Source organism: Novosphingobium sp. (genome assembly GCF_037133355.1).
Classification (GTDB): domain Bacteria; phylum Pseudomonadota; class Alphaproteobacteria; order Sphingomonadales; family Sphingomonadaceae; genus Novosphingobium.
Map to the genome: position 1 here is coordinate 19,924 of NZ_JBAXOI010000026.1, position 18,331 is coordinate 38,254.

General features: G+C 60.2%; 36 protein-coding genes and 1 tRNA gene. 17 read left to right on the forward strand and 20 right to left on the reverse strand.

What is annotated here, in order from left to right; genetic code table 11:
• Nucleotides 1-20 precede the first annotated feature (20 nt).
• The 7 genes from WCL10_RS18780 to WCL10_RS18810 all read left to right on the forward strand — a co-directional run bounded on the left by WCL10_RS18780 (nt 21) and on the right by WCL10_RS18810 (nt 5,718).
• Nucleotides 21-2,321, forward strand: a complete 2,301-nt coding sequence (locus tag WCL10_RS18780; protein WP_336897178.1) for a hypothetical protein — start codon at nt 21-23, stop codon at nt 2,319-2,321.
• A 35-nt stretch (nt 2,322-2,356) separates the two neighbouring features.
• On the forward strand, nt 2,357-2,596 hold the full coding sequence (locus WCL10_RS18785; protein WP_336897179.1) for a hypothetical protein: 240 nt from the start codon (nt 2,357-2,359) through the stop codon (nt 2,594-2,596).
• Complete coding sequence (locus tag WCL10_RS18790; RefSeq protein ID WP_336897180.1) at nt 2,596-3,114, forward strand: glycosyl hydrolase 108 family protein; 519 nt, start codon at nt 2,596-2,598, stop codon at nt 3,112-3,114. Before WCL10_RS18785 ends, WCL10_RS18790 begins: the two co-directional genes overlap by 1 nt.
• A gap of 90 nt (nt 3,115-3,204) precedes the next feature.
• Nucleotides 3,205-3,429 carry a hypothetical protein gene (locus tag WCL10_RS18795; protein WP_336897181.1) on the forward strand — a complete coding sequence of 75 codons (225 nt, stop codon included), beginning with the start codon at nt 3,205-3,207 and terminating at the stop codon, nt 3,427-3,429.
• Nucleotides 3,426-3,914, forward strand: coding sequence for a hypothetical protein (locus tag WCL10_RS18800; RefSeq protein ID WP_336897182.1), 489 nt, complete (start codon nt 3,426-3,428; stop codon nt 3,912-3,914). The genes WCL10_RS18795 and WCL10_RS18800 overlap by 4 nt, the downstream gene beginning before the upstream one ends.
• A gap of 163 nt (nt 3,915-4,077) precedes the next feature.
• Entirely contained in the window at nt 4,078-5,250 is a 1,173-nt protein-coding gene (locus WCL10_RS18805) for a hypothetical protein (RefSeq protein WP_336897183.1), read from the forward strand.
• 114 nt (nt 5,251-5,364) lie between these two features.
• Nucleotides 5,365-5,718, forward strand: coding sequence for a hypothetical protein (locus WCL10_RS18810; RefSeq protein WP_336897184.1), 354 nt, complete (start codon nt 5,365-5,367; stop codon nt 5,716-5,718).
• Here WCL10_RS18810 and WCL10_RS18815 read toward each other — a convergent pair.
• The 5 genes from WCL10_RS18815 to WCL10_RS18835 all read right to left on the reverse strand — a co-directional run bounded on the left by WCL10_RS18815 (nt 5,708) and on the right by WCL10_RS18835 (nt 7,449).
• The gene (locus WCL10_RS18815) at nt 5,708-5,998 is read right to left on the reverse strand and encodes a hypothetical protein (RefSeq protein ID WP_336897185.1); all 291 of its coding nucleotides are present in this window, start codon (nt 5,996-5,998) and stop codon (nt 5,708-5,710) included. The two genes, WCL10_RS18810 and WCL10_RS18815, sit on opposite strands and share 11 nt — an antisense overlap.
• The gene (locus WCL10_RS18820; protein ID WP_336897186.1) at nt 5,988-6,263 is read right to left on the reverse strand and encodes a hypothetical protein; all 276 of its coding nucleotides are present in this window, start codon (nt 6,261-6,263) and stop codon (nt 5,988-5,990) included. Before WCL10_RS18820 ends, WCL10_RS18815 begins: the two co-directional genes overlap by 11 nt.
• On the reverse strand, nt 6,260-6,544 hold the full coding sequence (locus WCL10_RS18825) for a hypothetical protein (RefSeq protein ID WP_336897187.1): 285 nt from the start codon (nt 6,542-6,544) through the stop codon (nt 6,260-6,262). The genes WCL10_RS18820 and WCL10_RS18825 overlap by 4 nt, the downstream gene beginning before the upstream one ends.
• A complete protein-coding gene (locus tag WCL10_RS18830) occupies nt 6,537-6,830 on the reverse strand; it encodes a hypothetical protein (protein WP_336897188.1) in 294 nt (97 codons plus the stop codon). Before WCL10_RS18830 ends, WCL10_RS18825 begins: the two co-directional genes overlap by 8 nt.
• 178 nt (nt 6,831-7,008) lie before the next feature.
• A complete protein-coding gene (locus WCL10_RS18835) occupies nt 7,009-7,449 on the reverse strand; it encodes a hypothetical protein (protein ID WP_336897189.1) in 441 nt (146 codons plus the stop codon).
• Nucleotides 7,450-7,708: 259 nt separating this feature from the next.
• On the opposite strand from WCL10_RS18835, the gene WCL10_RS18840 reads away from it, so the two are divergent.
• A tRNA-Gln gene (locus tag WCL10_RS18840) sits at nt 7,709-7,869 on the forward strand.
• A gap of 23 nt (nt 7,870-7,892) precedes the next feature.
• Here the strand turns inward: WCL10_RS18840 and WCL10_RS18845 are convergent.
• From WCL10_RS18845 to WCL10_RS18915, 15 genes are all read right to left on the reverse strand, one after another.
• On the reverse strand, nt 7,893-8,045 hold the full coding sequence (locus WCL10_RS18845) for a hypothetical protein (RefSeq protein ID WP_336897190.1): 153 nt from the start codon (nt 8,043-8,045) through the stop codon (nt 7,893-7,895).
• Nucleotides 8,042-8,272: a hypothetical protein gene (locus WCL10_RS18850; protein ID WP_336897191.1), complete on the reverse strand. Its 231-nt coding sequence runs from the start codon at nt 8,270-8,272 to the stop codon at nt 8,042-8,044. The genes WCL10_RS18845 and WCL10_RS18850 overlap by 4 nt, the downstream gene beginning before the upstream one ends.
• Before the next feature lie 46 nt (nt 8,273-8,318).
• On the reverse strand, nt 8,319-9,401 hold the full coding sequence (locus WCL10_RS18855) for a tyrosine-type recombinase/integrase (RefSeq protein ID WP_336897192.1): 1,083 nt from the start codon (nt 9,399-9,401) through the stop codon (nt 8,319-8,321).
• A complete protein-coding gene (locus WCL10_RS18860) occupies nt 9,391-9,624 on the reverse strand; it encodes a hypothetical protein (protein ID WP_336897193.1) in 234 nt (77 codons plus the stop codon). Before WCL10_RS18860 ends, WCL10_RS18855 begins: the two co-directional genes overlap by 11 nt.
• Before the next feature lie 51 nt (nt 9,625-9,675).
• A complete protein-coding gene (locus WCL10_RS18865; protein WP_336897194.1) occupies nt 9,676-10,011 on the reverse strand; it encodes a hypothetical protein in 336 nt (111 codons plus the stop codon).
• Complete coding sequence (locus WCL10_RS18870; protein WP_336897195.1) at nt 10,008-10,349, reverse strand: hypothetical protein; 342 nt, start codon at nt 10,347-10,349, stop codon at nt 10,008-10,010. Before WCL10_RS18870 ends, WCL10_RS18865 begins: the two co-directional genes overlap by 4 nt.
• Nucleotides 10,350-10,353: 4 nt before the next feature.
• Entirely contained in the window at nt 10,354-10,758 is a 405-nt protein-coding gene (locus tag WCL10_RS18875) for a single-stranded DNA-binding protein (protein ID WP_336897196.1), read from the reverse strand.
• A complete protein-coding gene (locus WCL10_RS18880) occupies nt 10,758-11,426 on the reverse strand; it encodes a hypothetical protein (RefSeq protein WP_336897197.1) in 669 nt (222 codons plus the stop codon). Before WCL10_RS18880 ends, WCL10_RS18875 begins: the two co-directional genes overlap by 1 nt.
• Before the next feature lie 10 nt (nt 11,427-11,436).
• Nucleotides 11,437-12,243 carry a hypothetical protein gene (locus WCL10_RS18885; protein WP_336897198.1) on the reverse strand — a complete coding sequence of 269 codons (807 nt, stop codon included), beginning with the start codon at nt 12,241-12,243 and terminating at the stop codon, nt 11,437-11,439.
• A complete protein-coding gene (locus WCL10_RS18890) occupies nt 12,240-12,374 on the reverse strand; it encodes a hypothetical protein (protein WP_336897199.1) in 135 nt (44 codons plus the stop codon). Before WCL10_RS18890 ends, WCL10_RS18885 begins: the two co-directional genes overlap by 4 nt.
• 109 nt (nt 12,375-12,483) lie before the next feature.
• Complete coding sequence (locus WCL10_RS18895; protein ID WP_336897200.1) at nt 12,484-12,669, reverse strand: hypothetical protein; 186 nt, start codon at nt 12,667-12,669, stop codon at nt 12,484-12,486.
• Entirely contained in the window at nt 12,666-12,869 is a 204-nt protein-coding gene (locus WCL10_RS18900; RefSeq protein WP_336897201.1) for a hypothetical protein, read from the reverse strand. The genes WCL10_RS18895 and WCL10_RS18900 overlap by 4 nt, the downstream gene beginning before the upstream one ends.
• The gene (locus tag WCL10_RS18905; RefSeq protein WP_336897202.1) at nt 12,866-13,162 is read right to left on the reverse strand and encodes a hypothetical protein; all 297 of its coding nucleotides are present in this window, start codon (nt 13,160-13,162) and stop codon (nt 12,866-12,868) included. Before WCL10_RS18905 ends, WCL10_RS18900 begins: the two co-directional genes overlap by 4 nt.
• A 13-nt stretch (nt 13,163-13,175) precedes the next feature.
• A complete protein-coding gene (locus WCL10_RS18910; protein ID WP_336897203.1) occupies nt 13,176-13,355 on the reverse strand; it encodes a hypothetical protein in 180 nt (59 codons plus the stop codon).
• 176 nt (nt 13,356-13,531) lie between these two features.
• Nucleotides 13,532-13,942, reverse strand: a complete 411-nt coding sequence (locus tag WCL10_RS18915) for a helix-turn-helix domain-containing protein (protein ID WP_336897204.1) — start codon at nt 13,940-13,942, stop codon at nt 13,532-13,534.
• An 86-nt stretch (nt 13,943-14,028) separates the two neighbouring features.
• Here WCL10_RS18915 and WCL10_RS18920 point away from each other — a divergent pair, with 86 nt between their 5' ends.
• From WCL10_RS18920 to WCL10_RS18960, 9 genes are all read left to right on the forward strand, one after another.
• Nucleotides 14,029-14,250: a hypothetical protein gene (locus WCL10_RS18920; RefSeq protein ID WP_336897205.1), complete on the forward strand. Its 222-nt coding sequence runs from the start codon at nt 14,029-14,031 to the stop codon at nt 14,248-14,250.
• 100 nt (nt 14,251-14,350) lie between these two features.
• Nucleotides 14,351-14,557 carry a hypothetical protein gene (locus WCL10_RS18925; RefSeq protein ID WP_336897206.1) on the forward strand — a complete coding sequence of 69 codons (207 nt, stop codon included), beginning with the start codon at nt 14,351-14,353 and terminating at the stop codon, nt 14,555-14,557.
• A complete protein-coding gene (locus tag WCL10_RS18930) occupies nt 14,554-14,892 on the forward strand; it encodes a hypothetical protein (protein WP_336897207.1) in 339 nt (112 codons plus the stop codon). The genes WCL10_RS18925 and WCL10_RS18930 overlap by 4 nt, the downstream gene beginning before the upstream one ends.
• A complete protein-coding gene (locus tag WCL10_RS18935) occupies nt 14,889-16,280 on the forward strand; it encodes a DEAD/DEAH box helicase (protein ID WP_336897208.1) in 1,392 nt (463 codons plus the stop codon). The genes WCL10_RS18930 and WCL10_RS18935 overlap by 4 nt, the downstream gene beginning before the upstream one ends.
• Nucleotides 16,277-17,224 carry a DNA methyltransferase gene (locus tag WCL10_RS18940; RefSeq protein WP_336897209.1) on the forward strand — a complete coding sequence of 316 codons (948 nt, stop codon included), beginning with the start codon at nt 16,277-16,279 and terminating at the stop codon, nt 17,222-17,224. Before WCL10_RS18935 ends, WCL10_RS18940 begins: the two co-directional genes overlap by 4 nt.
• Nucleotides 17,221-17,367: a hypothetical protein gene (locus WCL10_RS18945; protein WP_336897210.1), complete on the forward strand. Its 147-nt coding sequence runs from the start codon at nt 17,221-17,223 to the stop codon at nt 17,365-17,367. The genes WCL10_RS18940 and WCL10_RS18945 overlap by 4 nt, the downstream gene beginning before the upstream one ends.
• Entirely contained in the window at nt 17,364-17,570 is a 207-nt protein-coding gene (locus WCL10_RS18950; protein ID WP_336897211.1) for a hypothetical protein, read from the forward strand. Before WCL10_RS18945 ends, WCL10_RS18950 begins: the two co-directional genes overlap by 4 nt.
• A complete protein-coding gene (locus WCL10_RS18955) occupies nt 17,567-17,866 on the forward strand; it encodes a hypothetical protein (RefSeq protein WP_336897212.1) in 300 nt (99 codons plus the stop codon). Before WCL10_RS18950 ends, WCL10_RS18955 begins: the two co-directional genes overlap by 4 nt.
• Nucleotides 17,860-18,331: hypothetical protein (locus tag WCL10_RS18960; protein WP_336897213.1), on the forward strand; the 472-nt coding region annotated here is incomplete at its 3' end. The genes WCL10_RS18955 and WCL10_RS18960, both read left to right, overlap by 7 nt.

The following is an 18,331-nucleotide window of genomic DNA, read 5'->3' on the forward strand; positions in this document are numbered from 1 at the left end:
CGATAACGAAGGACCATAACATGACCTTGCCCCTTCTGCCAAACCCCCGGCAGCAATTCTTTGGCTCTGACGGCAAGCCCTTGGCCGGGGGCAAGGTCTACACGTATGCTGCGGGCACCAGCACACCCAAGGCCACGTACACCGACGCGGCGGGCACCACCCCGAACGCAAACCCGATCATCCTGAACGCGCGCGGTGAGGCCACGGTGTTCTGGAGCGGAACTTACAAGGTCACCCTGACCGATTCCAGCGGCGCCACGATCTACACGCAGGACAACATCACTGCGCCCGATATTGGCGTGTTTGCCGATCTTGCCAGCACGGCAACCGGCAAAGGTGCGGCGCTTGTCAGTTATGTCGCGCCTGCCAGCGCTGTAAGCGATACAGTCGAGGGCGTGCTTGATGATGACGTTCGCGCCAATTCGTATAGCCAGCTTCAATCCGCTGCTGATTACGCAGCCAGCCTGACGGATGGCATTGCTTCGATCCGAGCGCGAGTGAACCTTGGTGCGGCCAATTACACGGTGTCGTCTACGCTGATGCACTTTGAAGGTCAGACTTGGCAGGGCATGGGCAATGCGGAAGCGTCGGACCGGCTTGCCTCGCGCATCACGGTCAGCACCGACAACATCGACGGCATCCGTATGCAGGGGCATCAGGTTGGTAGCTCACAATACTGGAACTACGGCCAGTGGGACAACTGGATGATTATCGGCAAGGGGTCCACCTCAACCTCTGGCTGGGCGATAAACTGGTTCGACGGCACCAATGACCTACGCCCGCAAGGCCAGACAACAGTGCGCCGGGTAACTTTGCGGAACTTCGCCAGCGGCGGCGGGCGCATGAACCAAGGCGCGCTGGAAACCCGAGTGGCTGATGTCAAAGTCATGGACGCGGGAGGCCCTGGTTGGTACTTTAAGGGTGTCACCAACGGTGTCCAAAGTGTCGTGTTCGATGGGTTGGCTTGCGATCACTGCCTGACTGCTGCGCTCTATCTCGACACTCCCGCGTCTGATGGCCACGTCTCTGTTCGCGATCTTAAATCAGAGGCGGGCGTCAACTACCAGTTTGGGCCGAAAATCACATTTACCGCATCGTGTGCAGGGACGGCGCTCACGACCACAGGAAGCCCCGGACTGGCTATCGGAACGGTTGTCTATGCAGCGGACGGCACAAGTCTTGGCCCGGTGACCTCCGGTGCTGTCAACGCATGGGTCGTTCAGACGGGCGGCACATATGCCAGCCAAACCATGTCGGGCTATACGGCAATCAGCCAACAGAATGCGTTGCTCATCAACACGCCTGCCATCGGCGCAACCGTTGTTCTGGACGGCGCAACGCATATCAGCAGCGGCTCGAATAACACCATGCCCGGGTCAGTGATCAAATTGACCAATGGAAGCAATACACCGATGATCCGGTGGCAGAATGTGTACGTTCGCAAACTTGCCGCACAAGTCAATTACCCGACCACAACGTTTACTGGCGGCTGCGTTGCAACGTTGACTGCAGACGCTGTGACCTCAATCAGCGATGCGGTTGCTATTGGCGGCTATGCTGCGGCCCCGACGGTTTCCTTAGTTGGCGGCGGCGGAACGGGTGCAACAGCCACGGCGGCAATTGTTAATGGCCGTCTGGTCATTACGGTCACGGCGGGCGGCAGTGGCTATACTAGCGCTCCAACGGTTTATCTCAATAAAGAGCCCGGACTTCTGGACGACGATGTTTATGGCATCACGATCCAGTCAAAGTTCAAAAGCGCGAATTACGGCAACGATATGCGCGGTGACTTTAGCCGTGGCAGCGGGGTGTATTGGTGCCTTGGCGCGGCTTACGATTACCTGTCCACAAGCGTTGAGGCACCCGGTTGGCAGCTTGCTGGTTCTACTCCGGGCATATCGCTTTACGCGACTGGGGCGGCTGCGGACACGCGCAAGGTTTTGCTCGTCAATTCAAGTGGCAATTTCTCAATCCGCACAGTTACAGACGCCGGTGCATCTACCATTGCGCTCAACGTCAACAATTCGGCGGGCGTGCCTTCGAGCGTTGAGGTTAACACGATCTTTCGGCCTTCGACCGACAACACGCGGACCTTGGGCACAACCTCGCTGCGGTGGTCTTACATTCACACTTTCTATGCTCGGACGCACGGCCTGACTGTTGCCACACTTGCGGCTGCGGCCACAGCGGGTGCTGGCGCGCGGGCGTTTGTCACTGACAGCAACGTAGCGGCGGCGGGCAACTTCGGCAACGTGGTCGCGGCAGGCGGTGCCAATGGTGTGCCGGTCTACTCGGACGGCACAAACTGGAGGATTGGCTGATGGCCCCCTCTGAACCAGCAAAAGAGGGGGGAGCCTTGACCCGTGCAGAATGGATGGCAGCGGCGGGCTTGGTCCTGTCAGCTTTATCGTGGGCCTACATGGCGGGCGTGATGGTGCAGCAGATCGGCGACCTTGACCGGCGTGCGACGGCGCTAGAGGCGGGCCGTGCGGTGAACGCGGCCAAGATCGAACAGCTTCTCATCACCAGCGCGCGGATCGATGCCAACGTGGCGGCGCTGACCGAACAGGCGCGCGAACGCAGGAATAACCGCTGATGGCATTCTCCGATGCCCTTGCTGTCCTGCTCAAAGAGGAAGGCGGCTTTTCGAACGACCCGGTCGATCCGGGTGGCGTCACAAATCTTGGCGTCACCGCAAAGACCTGGGCGGAATACACCGGCAGGCCCGCAACCGAGGCTGTCATGCGAGGCTTGACACAGGTCGCCGTCGCGCCGCTCTACAAGTCCCGATATTGGGACAAGGTGGCGGGCGACCAGCTGGGCGATGGGCTCGGGCTCATGGTGTTTGACTTCGCAGTGAATGCAAACCCCAGACGCGCTGCGAAGATGTTGCAAAAGATCGTGTCGGCCATACCTGACGGGCAGATCGGGCGCGGCACGCTTGAAGCGGTGCAGGCCTATTCCATGCGGAAAGGCATCGACACGCTGATCGAAGCCTATGCCGACGCTCGGCGGGATTACTACCGCGAACTGCCGACCTTCTGGCGCTTCGGCAAGGGCTGGCTTGCACGCGTTGGCCGGGTCGAGGACGCCGCTTTGGCGCTGGTGAAATGACCCGCGCGCAATTCATCCGCGCCGTGAAGGAATGCGCTGCCTACGTGGCGCTCATCACGGTCGGCATTCTCATCATCATAGGGGGCTGACATGAACTTCATCGACGACATCAACCAAGCGTGGCGCTTTGCATCGGTTCGCCTTGCGGTGATTGCTGGCATAATCGCCGCATGGGCTGCGGCGTATCCGCAGGACTTTGCGCAGCTTGTCGGCGCGTTGCCTGAATGGGCGCGGCCTCTGATTGGGCTGGCCGTGTTCGCTGCCGCCACGCTGGCCCGTGTGACCAAGGTTGGCGGGCAGGACACGCCGCAGTGATCGGACTGCTCCCCATCCTCGCGCGCTGGCGCGTCGGCCTGTCAATTGCTGGCGCGTTGGCAGTGTTCGGGCTGATCGTTGCCAGTTGGCACTACCGGCACGCCTACCACGCCGAGAAGGCGCTCAGGAAGGCTGACCGGGCCGCCTATGCCGCCGCGCAGTCCGAGGCCACCGTTATCGCCAAGCGCGCGCTGGACGCCGCCGAGGCCCGCTACAAAAGGAATGCAGACAATGCCGACCAAGCCTTTCAATCCAAGCTGGCGGACGCTCGCCGCTCTGCTGCTGACTATGTGTCTGCTCACCGGGTGCGCGCCTACGCTCAAGGTCCGACCAGCGGAACCGTTGCCAGCGCCGAAGGTCGCGGTCCCGGCGTTCCTGCAAGCCTGCCCGCCGATGCCGTCATGGTATCCGAAGGGGACGTGCAAGCCTGCACTGACGCGGTGACATACGGAATCGGAGCCCACGATTGGGCTAAGGGGCTGTGATGGAGCGGCGGCAATCCCTGCCTAACCGGTTTCAGGACGCGACACGCGCGCCGCCCCATCCGCACTGCACCTTGCAAGTATAAAGCCCAAAAGCGACGGACCTGTGCAGCCCGCATTGAATACATGAAGCCTGATACCGGGTCAACGGCCAAGAGGTGACGATGTGCAGTCCGACAAATATTCTCCGTTCGAAGAATATGCGACACCGCGTCAGCTTGAACTGATCGCAGCCATTCGCCTTCACGGCTCGGAGAACGCAGCCAACGCAGCCCTCGGTATGGCAAACGACAAGGTTAGCGCGAGTATGCGCCGCCTACGCGCCACTGCTGCCCGGCTTGGTTACGCACCAGGGCATTTTCAGCATGGCGTGGCGCCGGGCTTTGCGATCTCTAAAGTCACCGTCCAGCGCGGCGCGGATGGCTCTGTAGAGCGCGTGTGGGAAAGGCAGTCACCAACTACCGAGAATGCGCTAGAGGCTCTCAGGGAGGCTGTGGCGGGCATTCTGGAGCCCATTAAGCCGGTCAATCCTATCCCGGCCCCACACGGTGCTAACGACGACCTTTGCAACCTCTACACGTACAGCGACTTTCATCTCGGTATGTTGGCCCAAGAGGAAGAAGGCGGCGCTAACTGGGATATAAAGATCGCAGAGCGCACGCTGGTCAGCAGCTTCTCCATGATGCTCGCGCAATCGCCATCTGCCCACACTGGAATCGTCAACATCCAAGGCGACATGCTGCACTCAGATGGGCTGTTGCCGGTCACGCCTGCGCATCGGCATGTGCTGGATCAAGACGGGCGGTTCAGCCGTATCGTGTCGGTGGCGATCCGGTCGATCCGCGCGCTGATCCACATGGCGCTGGAAAAGCATCCTGCCGTCCATGTGGTCATCTGTGAGGGCAACCACGACGAAGCCAGTTCGGTCTGGCTGCGGCTCATGTTCCAGGCGCTTTACGAGAACGAGCCGCGCGTGACGGTCAACGCCTCCGAACTGCCGTTCTATGTGTTTGAGTGGGGCCGCACGATGCTGGGATTCCACCACGGGCACAAGGTCAAGAACGAGCAATTGCCGCTCCTGTTCGCCGCGCAATTCCCTGATGTGTGGGGACGAACGGTCAAGCGGGCGGTCCATTGCGGGCACCGGCATCATTGCGACGAGAAAGAGTACAACGGCGTCACGGTCGTCCAGCATCCGACCATTGCAGCGCGCGATGCTTACGCGGCTCGGGGTGGGTGGATTGCAGATCGAGCGGTGCAGAGCATCACCTACAGCAAACGGTTTGGTCAGGTTGGCCGCGTGTTCGTCACGCCTGAAATGCTACGGGAGGCAGCATGAAAGCCCAAGAACTCTACCATTGGCTCGGCTCTGAAGCCCGCGCTGTAGCGGATTGGTGGGCGTCTCAGGAACAGCTTGTGCGGGAGCTTCCTGCGCTGGACGGGACTGAGGAAGATGGCTGATCCCGAGCGGGAAGATTCCCCGGCCAAATGGCAGCAATCGGGCGAAAAGTTCCCGAGCGGTAACATATGTGATACCCTTGGCGGTATAAACGGAACATATAGCTTACAGGGTATATCTGCACCATATAACGTGCAGGGTATGAGCGATAACCCGACCGCTTATAGATCATCCGGCATCGCCCTGCTTGAACGCGCTGGTCACGCAGCCCGCGAGCTAGGCCCGTTCTCCGACAAGCTTGACGGGTTCCTGGGGCAAGTGGGCCTGATCGCCATCAAGATGATGAAGCAACCGCTGCCGGATTGCTCGGACGATCTGGCGATGCTGGCGCGGATGGTCAGGGAGTAGCCTCGGCACGGGCGCGTGCCTCTAGGATGGCGGCGGGGTTGAGGGCGCGGATGGCGCATTCGTAATCGTACAGCGTATCAATGCAGCAATCGTCCCATTGCTCGCCGTCCGGTATCTCAAACGCGTCCGCCGCCGCCTCCCGCATGATCTCCGCCCCTTCGATCCGTGCGCGGGCCACTTGCTCGCGGAGGCTGCGGATTTCGGCGGCGGCTTCGTGGCAGGCGGCTTCGTGCCAGTCGTGGTCGATGTTGAGCAACCGCGTCACCAGATCATCCGGCATTTTGGTTCTCCTGTAGGGCTGCTCGGTCTTCTTCAAGTTCAGTCCTAAACTTGAAGTACCACTGCCCAAACACATCAAAATGGTTCAGCACAAAGGCCATGTTGTCGGCTTGACGGGTCAAAGCCTCCCGCAGTTTCTTCTCTCGCGCCTCTGCTGCTGTGGCGCGGGCTTCAAGCTCTGGCGGGTTATCATGCCACCATTTCGCGCATGTCGGGAACAGTACTTCGGGAACATCCTTGCCGCAGGTTTCGCAGTGTAGTTTCATGTCACCGTCCTCGCTTTCTCTATGGCCGCAAGCAGGGCTTCGGCGGGGGTGGAACAGTACGCATCCCATTCGCCAGTCGTGCCATCTGCGGTTGGATTGATACGACACCACCACCCTGAATTGACACCGCGCAGGTCCATGTGCCAGTCTTTCGGAGTGAGCATCATCGCCGCATCCAGCCATGCTTCGGCGTCGAGTAGGCGGGTGAAGCGGTTGCGCATCCAAGCGATACGACAATCTGGATATGCGCGCTCCCACGCCTCCTCCAGCTTTTCACGCATTGTTCGGCTCCTTGGGTGGGTGGGCGTAGAGAAACCGTTGCTGATAGCCCTTGTCCACAAACCACGCGGTTTGCGTAGCATCTTCCGGGACGAAAAGTGGTTCCGTCCGTGTGCCGCCGGGGTGGTCCCAATATGATGCTACCGGCACAGCCTCCCGCTCGGCAGCGATGCGGCGGGCGAGGGCTTGAAACGCCTTGCTGTAGTTCGTGAAATGGCGCTCGGGGTAGTACGGAATGTCTGCCTCCTCACACGCAGCCCGGATGTCTGCTTCGGTTGTTTGGGTCATGGTTTCCTCCTGAGAGCAAAGCAGCGTGTCGATACAGTTTCTCTACGCCAAGCTGCCTGCTTATACTGCTCCGCAACAAACTGGCACTGGGACTGATCGACCATCTGCTGCATCGGCAAACAAACCGAATGCAGGTCGCCCCCTCCAGCGGCAGTGCAAACAATTAGATACCAAAGCATCACTTCACCCCCAGCGCGGCGATGGCTGCGCGTGCTTGATCGCCGGGGTGGGCGTCGGCGCAACGGAACTCCCCTTTCTCAACGCAAGGGCAAGCCTTGGGGCCTAATGCAGCCTGACAAAGCGCCATCCCTACGGTTGCCACCGCATCCGGCCCGATCAGGACGATCTGCTTGGCGCGGTAGGCGTTGACGAGGGCGACGACGAGTTCGGCGTCAGCTTCGTTCCCGCCAAGGTGCGCACCTGTCCAGTGGTTGTGGTCTGGGTACAACGGCCCTACACCCTGCGCTACCCGCCAGAGAGCGTCGCCTACTTCGATCTTTCGCCCTTCCTTTTTGGCGTATGCCACATCTGAGTCGTCGGCGGTGCAAACGGACCAGTCTACAGTCCACACCCCCTGCGTAGCCGCCCGATCCAGCGCGGCGAGTTGTTCCTTATCCATACTCACTCACTCCTCAAAACCGCACGTCCAGATCGTGCCATGTGTAGTCGTCAAAGCCCAGGTTCAGCCGTAGCCATGTGCGGAGGGCGTCACTCACGCCCCACCCCCATCGCTATCGGCCTTGGTGTCACGCAAATGCAGGTGGGCGAGGGTGACGCGGCGGATCAGGTCGAGGGCATCAAGCCTCGCGCGCATCGTCTGGCCGGGTGTGCAGTTTGCCCAGCGTGCAGTTTCTACCGCCCATGCCTCAAGCTCGGCGCGGGTGGTGAAGGTGAAATTACCTTCCGCACTTTCGCTGTAAGCCTTTGATTTCAGCGTGTGGATAACTGGCGCATTCCGCAGCGTGCCGCCCGGATTGCCGTCATTCACGCCGGTTTTTGGTACCGGCATTCGGAGGTTCGAATCCTCCCGCCCCAGCCAGCACTTAGCTGGTTTTTGCGTGTTCATTCCGCAGTCCCTTCCGCAGATTGCTTTGGCATTCTCTTGCGCGCCCGATCATACAGGCGGCGAAACTCGACATTTTGCTCCTGCCGCGCAGCTTCGATCTTGGCGATTCGCTTGGCTTCGGCGGCGGTCAGGTAGTCGCGCCACGTCATGCGGCCTCGGCTTCCGCCATGTACGCTGCAAATTCAGCCTGCCCCGCGTCGGTCTTGAGGTAAGAAACGATTCCCCAAGCCGCCTTGGCTTCGCGCTTGAATACAGCCGGAGACAAACCGCCAAAAGTGCGAACCGCTCCAGCCATAACGTCCATGATCTCGGCAACGTCCGCAGGATCGGTAACGCCAGTGTATTTGGTGATTGTTTGCTCGATCCAGTTGGACATATCGCATCTCCTTGTTCCGCATATAATACGGAAACCGTTCCACGCGTCAAGCGGAAAACTTTTCCAACCGCGCAACCGCAGAATTGCTCTGCGCCGCCGTCATGCTCTGATACCGATCCATCATCTCGTTGACCGTCTTGACCGTCCAACCCAGCATGGCGGCGATCTCTGAAGGCGTGCATCCCGCGTCGGCAAGCATGGTGCAGGTTGTGCCGCGCAGATCGTGGAAGTGCAGCCCGTCAAGGCCTGCTGCGAGCGTCACCTTGCGCCAAGCGTGCATGAAGTGCGTCGGCCTCGGCTTCACACCCCACGGCTTTCCGCTGTCCGTTGTCAGGATCGTTGCGGCGCGCTTTGGCGTAGCGTCGAGCAAGGTCCGCAGCGTGGAGTAGACCGGCATATCCACCTTGCGTTTGCGCTTGCCCTGGCGGAACGATAGCCGCCCATCTTGATAGGACGACCAGCCAAGCTGCAACAGGTCGCTCTGCCGCTGGCCGGTCCACAGTGCCAGTTCAAGGGCTAGGCGCATCTCAGGCGGCGCTACGGCGCGAAAGGCGGCTAGGTGTTCCGGCAACCATAGCTTGTCGCTGCGGTCGGCGTGGTAAACCTTCTTCGGTCGGGTTGCGTGGTTGTGCGCAATCATCCCACGATCCCGCGCCCATTCGAGGATGATGCGCAGCACGCCGAACACGGCATCGGCTTGACGCGGCGAGGTCAGGGCCATGCGGTCGCGCCAATCCAGCAGGCGCTTGCGAATCTTGGGGTCTTCGATCACCTCAAGCGGATACGCGGCAAAGGCGGGTGTCTTGTCGGTCAGCTTGGCGGCTGCGATCCGGTCGAGGTGTGCCAGATAGTCGCGCTTGGTCCGGTCGGCCAGCTTGGCAAAGGCGGCGCTCTTGCGATAGCCGTCAATCACCTCTTGCAGCGTGCCGGTCACGCGCGCGCGGCGGGGTGCATCGATCAGGGCGTTATAGGCGCGCATGAAAGCAGGCGTGCCGGGTGCGAACGATTCATGTTCATCGCCCGCCAGCGCCTTGATGGCACCAACCCCGCGAAGGTTGTAATATTCCACCCATGCGCCGGTCGCTAGGCGCTTGCGGGATACGTAGACGCCCTTGAGCTTAAGCCGCATGGTTTCGGTCCCACTGTTCAAGCGGCGATGGTGCGGGGCCTGTGGTGCGCTTGTCCAGACCGGCGATGCAATCAAGGCTGTGATCGTGCGCGCGGATGTCGTATCGATCCGTTCCGGGGACGGGACCAGGAACAATCCCCCGCCGCCGCCAGTTGTCATAGGTGCTGGCCGATATGCCGCCGAGATGCTGGCAAATGCCGTCTTTGGTGGTCAGGCGGGTCACGAAACATACGGGACGGCTTGTTAGGCACGTCCCGCTCCCTTGAGAAACTGGTTAGCGCAAGTTCATCTGCGCGCGTTTGGTGGCGTTGGCCGTGCGCCAGGCTTCGAATCGCATCCGCTTGCCTTCGGCTCTGGCCTTCAAGGTTTCAGCCTCCATCGCGGCGGCAAACCAATCCTCTTTGGCCAGTTCATAAACCGGGTCGCACTCGGCAAGTTCGGCAGCTTCGGCGGCGCTTTTGACGGTGGCCTTGTGCTTGATGAACATGGCGGCGCGTACCGACTTGCGGCGATAGTCAAGCTGCTCGGCACGGACCTTGGCTTGCCCCGCTTCGATGAACAGGCGCTCGGCGTCATCAATCGCGTGGTCTATGGTTGCGGGTGCGTTCATGCTGCCTCCTGCCTGATCCGGCGTATCTCGGATGCCTTGGGGCTGGTGCGGCAAAAGGCATCGATCAGGATTTCAACATCTTGACCGGCCTGTTTCCAGAACGTGCGCTCCCCCACTTCATGCTGTTTGCGGTGACAATCGCGGCACAAACTGACGGCCCGGTGGTCATCCGGCTTTTGCCCCATGCCAGCGCCGGAACCGAGGCGAACGTGCGCCGCCTCAATTCCTGCATCGCTATGGCAGACAGAGCAGCAATGGTTGCGCACGAACCCAAGGTGAGCTTGTGAGCGCCAACGGGTTTCTGCCTTGGGCTTTTTCGGTTTGCGGGGCGGGAGCATGGCGTCACGAAATGCTATTCATGGACAGAAATGGGATAGAATCCTCGTCCAGATCGTCACGCGGCGGCGGTGCGCCTCGGCTTCCATCGGGAACGCGCTGGGCCTGCCCGCCTTCTGACCGACCACCCTGCAACGCAATATCATTGGCGCGGATGTTCAGTTGCGGCTTGCCCTCATATTCGCCCAGGCTGAACTCACCCGATACGGTGACGGACACACCCTTCAGCAGATACAATGCGAGAGCCTCGCCGCGCTTGCCCCAGAGAGACACGCGCCACCAGTTCGTGGCCTTGTCGCGGCCATTGCGGTAATCGACCGCCACGGTGAATGAACAGACGGGATCACCGCCTTGTGTGCGGCGAAGTTCGGCGTCTCGGCCAACTCGGCCAGCAATGGTGATGTTCTGCATTATGCAGCAACCTTTCGTTCATGGAAAATGATGCCAGGAATAACCCGGCGCGTTGCTTCGTTGCGGGCGTCCTTGTCCGCAAGCTGCTGGATCAGGCCGGTGAACATTTCCGGCTGTTCCGCGAGGTAGTGCAGAAGCGCGGCCTTGCGGTCGGTAATCTCGGCTTCCCAGTAGGTGCGAAGGCCGGTCGGTCTGCGGTCCAACTTGTTTGCCTGCACCTGAAACGCCTTGGCCTGCTGCGCTTTGGCTTCGGCCTCAAAGCGGTCGTCCAGATCATCGCTCTGAAATGCCGTCAGCGCCGCTTGACGCGCTGCCTCGGCTTCTTCGCGGGCTTTGCGCGCGGCTTCATCAATGGCGCGCTGTTTGGCCGTACGGTAGGGCGTGAGCGCCTTTTTGATGGCGTCGGCGGCAATGTCGCACCGATCCAGCAAAGGCTTCCACTTGGCCTGTACCGCCTTTGCCGCATCATCGTGCGGCTTCTTCTCGGCAACGCGTTCCTTGTCAGCCTCTTTCTTGGCCTTGCGGAACTCGTCCAAAAGCTCGTCTAGTGCCTGCTCTTGCTCATCATTGGTAGCCTCGCCAATGCCGTTAGCGATGCTGAACAAGTCCTCAATGTGCAAAGACCATGCCTCAAACGGCGGCGGCGTGTTATGTCCCTTTTGCGTCATGATTCACCTGTCAGTAAGGGATGCTGTCAGCATCAATGTCGGCGTAAGCATCGGCGGGCTTGGAAGCTTTGCCAGCCAGCTTTTTGTTGAGAAGCGCGCGGGCTTCATCAAAGCGATTGGCGGGCATGTCCTTGACGCTGGCAATTGCGAAGTGTGCGCAAAAGGCTTTTGCGTCGGCCTTGGTCTTTTCGATCAGGTCCGTTAGAATACCCCATTGCGCTGCGGTGATGGCAAGCTGGGGGCTAACCTCGCGTTCCTCGCTATGTCCCCCGGCCTGCTCTTGCGGGGGCACTTCGGCATACTGCCCCTCGACCACATCGCGCGGCGCTTCGGCCACAATGTCCTGCACCTCGCCCACCTCATAAAGCCCGCTTGTCGCGCTGGGGCACACTGACCGGACGCCTTCGCTGATAACCCGGCTGCGAAGCATCTGGCGTGGGTACTTCTTCCACATGGGCGTGCTGATACCGGCTTGCTGGGCGCGCTTCATGGTCCAATCAATTCGGATGGTGCCGCCCTGCGGATGAGCAAACGTAGCATCTGCCAGATCGTCGGTGAGTGCGTGCCATTCAACCTTGCCGCCACTGGCGATAAAGTCGCGCAGCATCGCCTCCGCCTTCTTGGCGGGCATGCCGTTGATAATGTGGTAATCGCGGAATACCACGGCAGGGTGCTGCCCTTCGGCCTGTGCCAGAAGGCAGAGCGTAAGCACGGCGTTAGGGTCTTTCGATCCGAACAAACCGCCCTTGGCAATGGCAAGCGCAACACGTTCAATGTCGCTCATGCTGAAAGCCGGGATTGTGGTGATGGCGTTCACTTGCGGTTCTCCAAAGGCAGGCGCGGCTCGTTGTCACGGCGCGGTTCGTAGAAGCGGGTGCCGTCAGCGCGGCGCAGGGGCCAAGCGCGGTCGGGGCTCTGGCGGTGGGTGAAGTGGGTGCAATGGTTCACGGCATCACAATCCAAACAAGAGTGAACACAGCGCAGAACATCGGCACGACCCAGAGGACCGGCCAGAACTCGCGCGGGTTGGTGCGGATCAGGTGGAGGGCGGCGCGCATCAGAAAGCCTTGGGGCCGGTTCTGCGCCCATCAGACACAGGCGCTTCCCATTCGGCCTCAAGCTCGGCACGGCGCTGGGGCGTCATCGCGCGCAAATGCCGGTTGGCTTCGATCACGTTGCGGTGGCGCAGTTCGTAATCGGCGGCTTCAAGGACGTTCGCCCACGTTGTGGTGCGGGCGGTCATGCTGCAACACTCCGCAAAGCGGCAAGCGCGGTCTGCACTTCTCTCTCATGGTCAAACCCGCCTTCGCGGATAATCCGGGCGTAGGCTGGGATATGCTCGGCCCAGACGGTTAGGGTATAGTTGGGCGTTGGGTTTTTCATTGACAGCCGAACGTACTGTTCCGCCGCAATGTCGCGGGCGCGCTGGAGGAGATCGCTCATGCTTCCAGCCCTCCCATGCGGTCTATCATCTGCTGGTCACGGCGCTGTTCGTAGAGCCAATCGCCGTAGTCGGCGGCCCGGTCATGCTCGTCCTCGCCGGTCACGATGCGTTCGGCCTGCGTGTAGGCCTCGGTGTAGGCCTTCGTGACGGGGGCCAGCGCGTCGATCAGAGCCTCGGACATTTCCGGCTCGGGATCGTCAATGCCGGGTTCGAGCAGCCAGCCCAGCACGGTCAGTGCCTCGGCTTCGGTGAGGTTCGCGAACTGAGCGCGAAAGGTGGGGGAAATGGTCATGGCGCAATACCCCTCAGAAGTTCCAAGGGGTGGCGCCAAGCGCCTTGGCGACCGCGCGAGCTTCACGCTTGCCGATCACATCGTGCTGTTCGAGATACGTGCGAGCGCCGTTCTCAATGCGGGTGATGTCAAGGGTGGGAAGGCGGGTTTTGCTGCCGGTGGTATATTCGGCTGCGAGGACTGCTTGTGCCATGTGGGCGTCTCCTGCCGCTCGGTGCGGCGTGAGACAGACAATACACGTTGCGTTTATGGCGTCAACAACGAAATGTGTATGTTTGAGGCAAAAAAATGCCCTTGTCCGCCATCCACGGGAGGCATAAGCATATCTACCTAGATCATGAGGGTTTTAGATGACCGTGGATGAGGCACTTAGCGCGGCGCTGGACGGGATTTTAGTTGCCACGCAGCTTGAGCTGCGAGCAGCGCCCGAGTCTGAGCATCGCCGCCTGACGGCAAAGACGCAAGCAGCCGCAGAGCTTCTTCAGCGGCTTGAGCAATCACCGATGCGCGAGGTGCTGGCATTCCGTCCAGTTCCAGAATGCGGCGAAGCACAACCTCGATATCAACGGGCGCAGCATCGCTAACGCCTAGCAGCCAATCGGTTGTGGTGCGCAGTGCAATCGCAATCCGCGCGAGCGTTTCCAGATCGGGATTACGGGTGCCGGTGACGTAGTTGCCGAACCTGGCGGTGCTGCACTTGGATGCTCGCGCGGCTTCTGCCTGCGAGATTCCCAGTTCGTCGAACCGCTGCCTGATCCTGGTGCCTAAGCTATCCATCATAACTGAGTGTAGGCGGCCAACCGCCGTTGATTTCAATAAACGATTTGCTCTTGCACCTTATCAACGTTGCGTGTACGTTTCGGGGCATGGCAAAAATCAAACACCCGCACAGCGCGTTGATAGACCAAGCCGGATCGGCAACGGTCTGCGCTTTCTTCGCCCTTAGCCCGCAGACGCTGCACATGTGGCGGGTGCGCGGCATTCCCCAGATCAAGCGCATCGCGTTTGCCAAGATGTGCGCAGAGCGCGGCGTCCCGGTTCCCGCTGATTTTTTCCAAGCGTTTGAGAATCGGAGCGCCGCAGCATGACCACCGCTCTCATCATCATCGGCGCGGTCGCGCTGTATTTCGCGGTCGCGCTCTGGTTCGCCAGCAAGTTTGGGCAGGCCATCAAGCGGGCGATGGGCGAGTGATCGACCGCGATTCCGAAAGCGGCGCATGGGCCAAGGCTCTGCAAGCGCCCTGCACCTATCGCACGGTCAGCGAATACCTTTCCCGCGCCGCCGATCCTCTCCCGGTGGCTGCGGATGCCTGCGGGACGGCTGAGATCAATCCCCTCGCCGTCCCGCCTTTCTCTGATGATGATCCTTTCCATATCGAAAGATATACATCGTGACCGATCCAAATGTCCTGTCACTTTTTCCGCCGCCATCCCTAGAGGATTGTGAGAACGCCATTAGCCGCGCGCTGCTGCGTCTGCGGGCTGACGGCCATCACCGGGATGAACTGGCGCGCAAGCTGAATTGCAGCGCCAGCACGATCGACAATGCCAGCAACTGCCGCACGCAGCTTCACTTCGAGAGCGTGGCGCTGCTGGCCTACCATTACCCCGATGTGTGGCCGCTGATCGAAGGCCTGTGGTCGCTGCGCCCCATCGCCAAGCCAACGCTTGATGACCGCATTGAGCGGATTGAGCGCGAACTGGATGCTATTCGGGAGCAGGCGGCATGAGCGCGTACGAAGCATTTCTTGCGCGCAAGCTGATTACAGACCCCATGACGGGCCTGTCGCATGTTCCCGCGCTCCCTGATTGCCTCTTTCCGCACCAGCGCGATATTGTTGCTTGGGCGCTGCGCCGTGGCCGGGCTGCACTGTTTGCTGGCACCGGGCTGGGCAAGAGCCTGATGGAGCTTGCATGGGCGCAAGCCGTCCATACCGAAACCGGCAAGGACATTCTGCACCTCGCACCGCTTGCCGTGTCAAACCAGTTGGCGCGGGAGGCTGACAAGTTTGGCATCGCGGCGCGCGTGGTTTCGACGCAAGGCGATTGTGAACCCGGCACTAGCATCACCAACTATCAGAAGCTGGATCACTTCGACATGTCGCGCTTTGGCGGCGTCATTCTGGACGAAAGCAGCATTCTCAAGAACGTGGACGGGCATTACCGGACCAAGTTGATTGAGGCTTGCCAGTCCATTCCGTTCAGGCTTGCCGCCACTGCCACCCCGGCACCGAATGACTTTATGGAGCTTGGCAATCATGCCGAGTTTCTGGGCATCATGAAGTACACCGATATGCTGGCGACGTTCTTCACGCATGACGGCGGAGACACTCAAAAATGGCGCTTGAAGGGCCACGCCGAAAACGAGTTCTGGAAGTGGATGGCATCATGGGCCGTCATGCTGCGCAAGCCTTCCGATCTTGGTTATCCCAACGAAGGCTATGACCTGCCGCCGATGCAGTACGTGTCGCATATCGTGGCCGCAGACTACGCGCCGAACGCTGACACGGGAATGCTGTTCCCGATGCAGGCAGAGACACTGCAAGAGCGCATTGGGGCGCGCAGGGCGACTGTAGAGCATCGTTGCAAGCTGGCCGCGCAAATCACGCCGATGGATCGCCCATTCGTGTGGTGGTGCAATCTCAATTCCGAAGCCGAGTTGCTGGCAAAGTTGATCCCAGGATCAGTAAACTTGCACGGCGGTCTGTCGGAAGCCGAGAAAGAGCGCATCCTGATTGCGTTCAGCGATAACCAAATCCGCCATTTGATCACCAAGCCATCACTGGCTGGTTTTGGGATGAATTGGCAGCATTGCGCCGATACCGGGTTCGTCGGGCTGAATGACAGCTTTGAGCAGTTTTATCAGGCTGTGCGGCGGTTTTGGCGGTTTGGTCAGTCTAAGCCCGTCAACGCCCACATCATCGCATCCGAGCTTGAAGGCGCAACCGTCGCCAACATCAAGCGCAAGGAAGCCGACGCCGACCGCATGGCCGCTGCGATGGTCCTGCACATGGCTGATCTATCAAGCAAGGCAGTGCGCGGCATGGTCCGCGATACGCCGAACTATAATCCCACTATTCCCGTCCAGCTTCCCGCCTTTTTGGAGTGCGCCGCATGACCATCAAAGCCGTCGATCAAGTCATCAATGACAAGTATGCCATTTATCAGGGCGATAGCTGCGAGGTCATTCGCGCCATCCCCGGCGATAGCATCGACTTTGGCATTCACTCCCCGCCATTTGAGGGGCTTTACAAGTTCAGCAATTACGACCGCGACATCAGCAACAACGATGGCCCGCAATTCTGGGAGCATTACGCTTTCCTGATCCAAGAGCTTTTGCGCGTCACCAAGCCGGGCCGCATTCACTCGGTTCATGTGATGCAGCTTCCCATGTCGAAAATCCGGCATGGCAACATCGGGATGCGCGACTTTCGCGGCGAGGTCATCCGCGCTTACGAGGACGCTGGCTGGATATTTCATAGCGAGGTCTGCATCTGGAAAGACCCTGTAGTCGCTCAACAGCGCACCAAGTCCATCCGCCTTTTGCACAAGCAGATCGTGAAGGACAGCACCATTAGCGGGCAGGGGCTGGCTGATTACATCGTCTCATTCCGCAAGCCGGGTGAGAACGCCGAACCTGTGAGCGGTTGTTTTGATCGCTATTCTGGCGACGATGAACCGGACCGCAGCAAGTTCACGACCCCGACCGATGGCCGCAACTGGTACAGCATCGAGGTCTGGCAGCGGTACGCTTCGCCGGTCTGGACGGACATCAACCAGACCCGCACGCTGCAATATCGCGGTGGCCGTGATGAGAAGGATGAAGTTCACATCAGTCCGCTGCAACTGGACGTAATCGAACGTTGTATCGACCTGTGGAGCAATCCTGGCGATACCGTCCTGACCCCGTTCCTTGGCATTGGCAGCGAAGTGTTTTGCGCTGTCCAGATGGGCCGCAAAGGCATCGGGATTGAACTTAAGCCGTCCTACTTTGCACAGGCCAAGCGCAACCTTGAGCGCGCGGAGGACTGCCTTGGCGGCTTGTTTGGTGAAGCAGCATGATCCGCGAGTTTATCAACATGCTCACCCAGCGCGAGCGTGACCGGGTGCGCCCTGACCTTCTGCCCGCTGGCGAGGTCGAGGACAGGGAGCGCCTCAAGGCCCGCCGGATCGTGCGTCAAGGTTATCGGGAGGCGCAGCGGTGAACGATCTTTCCAAGCGGTATTTTGACCGCAGCCCGACATTCATCCCAAAAGACCGCGCGCCGGTGAACGACTGCTTTGAGACCAGCAACCGCGAGATGATGACGGTTGGCTCTCGTGCGCTCTTGCAGGCCATCCACGATGCTTTGGCGTTGCGAGAACAGCAAGCCTTCTTTGACCGCATCCGTGAGGAGTGGTGCAGATGAGCGGCTACAACAACGGGCCGCGCTCTATGGCGCGAAGCCTCGCCACCTACATGGATTGCCCGCGCCGGATCAAGGCCGAGGTTGATGCGACATTCGGCACGCTGATGTGCGTCGAGCAGATTGTGGCGTACCGCGCTGCCTTTCTGCGCGCCAAGGCCAAGGCCAAGCGGGACGCACGCGAGCCGATAGACTTCGCCCAGACCGACCGCGACCGGCGCCATGAGCGCAATATGGAAGCATCATCCAGGGCGCTTGAGGAAGCTGTCAACTCGCTTGGGGGGCACTGCCGGTGGTAATCACGCTGCCTTTTCCCCCGTCCGAATTGTCAGGCCACAACAACGGCAACTGGCGCGGCAAGTCTGGCACGGTGCGCAAGTATCGTGAATGGGCGAAGGCTGCGACACAGGAAGTATTCGGCACGGCTGGATGGGATGGCGACGGTAAAGGCGACATTCCGATTACCGTTCGCTTCATTCCGCCAGATCGTCGAGGCGACCGGATGAACTATCCCAACAGAATGAAGCCCGCCATTGATGGCATCGCCGATGCATTGAAGGTCAACGACAAGCGGTTTGATCCGATCTTCATCTATTGCGAGCCTGAGAAGCCGGGGCGTGTTGAGGTATTTATCCACAACAACGCGCGGCCAGACACCTTTTGTTCTGGCGCGGCGAATCGTGATGACTTAAGTAGAAAGACGGCCCGGACAGGGAGTTGCGATCCCCGCCCAGGCCTGAACATCGACGCTAGCGTGGAGCGTG

Excerpts from the sequence above, each read along its gene's own strand:
- WCL10_RS18945 (WP_336897210.1), top strand. The coding sequence starts at position 17,221 with ATGATCCGCGAGTTTATCAACATGCTCACCCAGCGCGAGCGTGACCGG.
- WCL10_RS18835 (WP_336897189.1), bottom strand. The coding sequence starts at position 7,449 with ATGGATAAGGAACAACTCGCCGCGCTGGATCGGGCGGCTACGCAGGGG.
- WCL10_RS18830 (WP_336897188.1), bottom strand. The coding sequence starts at position 6,830 with ATGACCCAAACAACCGAAGCAGACATCCGGGCTGCGTGTGAGGAGGCA.
- WCL10_RS18855 (WP_336897192.1), bottom strand. The coding sequence starts at position 9,401 with ATGCGGCTTAAGCTCAAGGGCGTCTACGTATCCCGCAAGCGCCTAGCG.
- WCL10_RS18895 (WP_336897200.1), bottom strand. The coding sequence starts at position 12,669 with ATGACCGCCCGCACCACAACGTGGGCGAACGTCCTTGAAGCCGCCGAT.
- WCL10_RS18870 (WP_336897195.1), bottom strand. The coding sequence starts at position 10,349 with ATGCTCCCGCCCCGCAAACCGAAAAAGCCCAAGGCAGAAACCCGTTGG.
- WCL10_RS18920 (WP_336897205.1), top strand. The coding sequence starts at position 14,029 with ATGGCAAAAATCAAACACCCGCACAGCGCGTTGATAGACCAAGCCGGA.
- WCL10_RS18915 (WP_336897204.1), bottom strand. The coding sequence starts at position 13,942 with ATGATGGATAGCTTAGGCACCAGGATCAGGCAGCGGTTCGACGAACTG.
- WCL10_RS18905 (WP_336897202.1), bottom strand. The coding sequence starts at position 13,162 with ATGACCATTTCCCCCACCTTTCGCGCTCAGTTCGCGAACCTCACCGAA.
- WCL10_RS18845 (WP_336897190.1), bottom strand. The coding sequence starts at position 8,045 with ATGACGTGGCGCGACTACCTGACCGCCGCCGAAGCCAAGCGAATCGCC.
- WCL10_RS18790 (WP_336897180.1), top strand. The coding sequence starts at position 2,596 with ATGGCATTCTCCGATGCCCTTGCTGTCCTGCTCAAAGAGGAAGGCGGC.
- WCL10_RS18875 (WP_336897196.1), bottom strand. The coding sequence starts at position 10,758 with ATGCAGAACATCACCATTGCTGGCCGAGTTGGCCGAGACGCCGAACTT.
- WCL10_RS18820 (WP_336897186.1), bottom strand. The coding sequence starts at position 6,263 with ATGAAACTACACTGCGAAACCTGCGGCAAGGATGTTCCCGAAGTACTG.
- WCL10_RS18825 (WP_336897187.1), bottom strand. The coding sequence starts at position 6,544 with ATGCGTGAAAAGCTGGAGGAGGCGTGGGAGCGCGCATATCCAGATTGT.
- WCL10_RS18795 (WP_336897181.1), top strand. The coding sequence starts at position 3,205 with ATGAACTTCATCGACGACATCAACCAAGCGTGGCGCTTTGCATCGGTT.
- WCL10_RS18815 (WP_336897185.1), bottom strand. The coding sequence starts at position 5,998 with ATGCCGGATGATCTGGTGACGCGGTTGCTCAACATCGACCACGACTGG.
- WCL10_RS18865 (WP_336897194.1), bottom strand. The coding sequence starts at position 10,011 with ATGAACGCACCCGCAACCATAGACCACGCGATTGATGACGCCGAGCGC.
- WCL10_RS18935 (WP_336897208.1), top strand. The coding sequence starts at position 14,889 with ATGAGCGCGTACGAAGCATTTCTTGCGCGCAAGCTGATTACAGACCCC.
- WCL10_RS18850 (WP_336897191.1), bottom strand. The coding sequence starts at position 8,272 with ATGTCCAACTGGATCGAGCAAACAATCACCAAATACACTGGCGTTACC.
- WCL10_RS18955 (WP_336897212.1), top strand. The coding sequence starts at position 17,567 with ATGAGCGGCTACAACAACGGGCCGCGCTCTATGGCGCGAAGCCTCGCC.
- WCL10_RS18940 (WP_336897209.1), top strand. The coding sequence starts at position 16,277 with ATGACCATCAAAGCCGTCGATCAAGTCATCAATGACAAGTATGCCATT.
- WCL10_RS18780 (WP_336897178.1), top strand. The coding sequence starts at position 21 with ATGACCTTGCCCCTTCTGCCAAACCCCCGGCAGCAATTCTTTGGCTCT.
- WCL10_RS18910 (WP_336897203.1), bottom strand. The coding sequence starts at position 13,355 with ATGGCACAAGCAGTCCTCGCAGCCGAATATACCACCGGCAGCAAAACC.
- WCL10_RS18900 (WP_336897201.1), bottom strand. The coding sequence starts at position 12,869 with ATGAGCGATCTCCTCCAGCGCGCCCGCGACATTGCGGCGGAACAGTAC.
- WCL10_RS18810 (WP_336897184.1), top strand. The coding sequence starts at position 5,365 with ATGGCTGATCCCGAGCGGGAAGATTCCCCGGCCAAATGGCAGCAATCG.
- WCL10_RS18880 (WP_336897197.1), bottom strand. The coding sequence starts at position 11,426 with ATGACGCAAAAGGGACATAACACGCCGCCGCCGTTTGAGGCATGGTCT.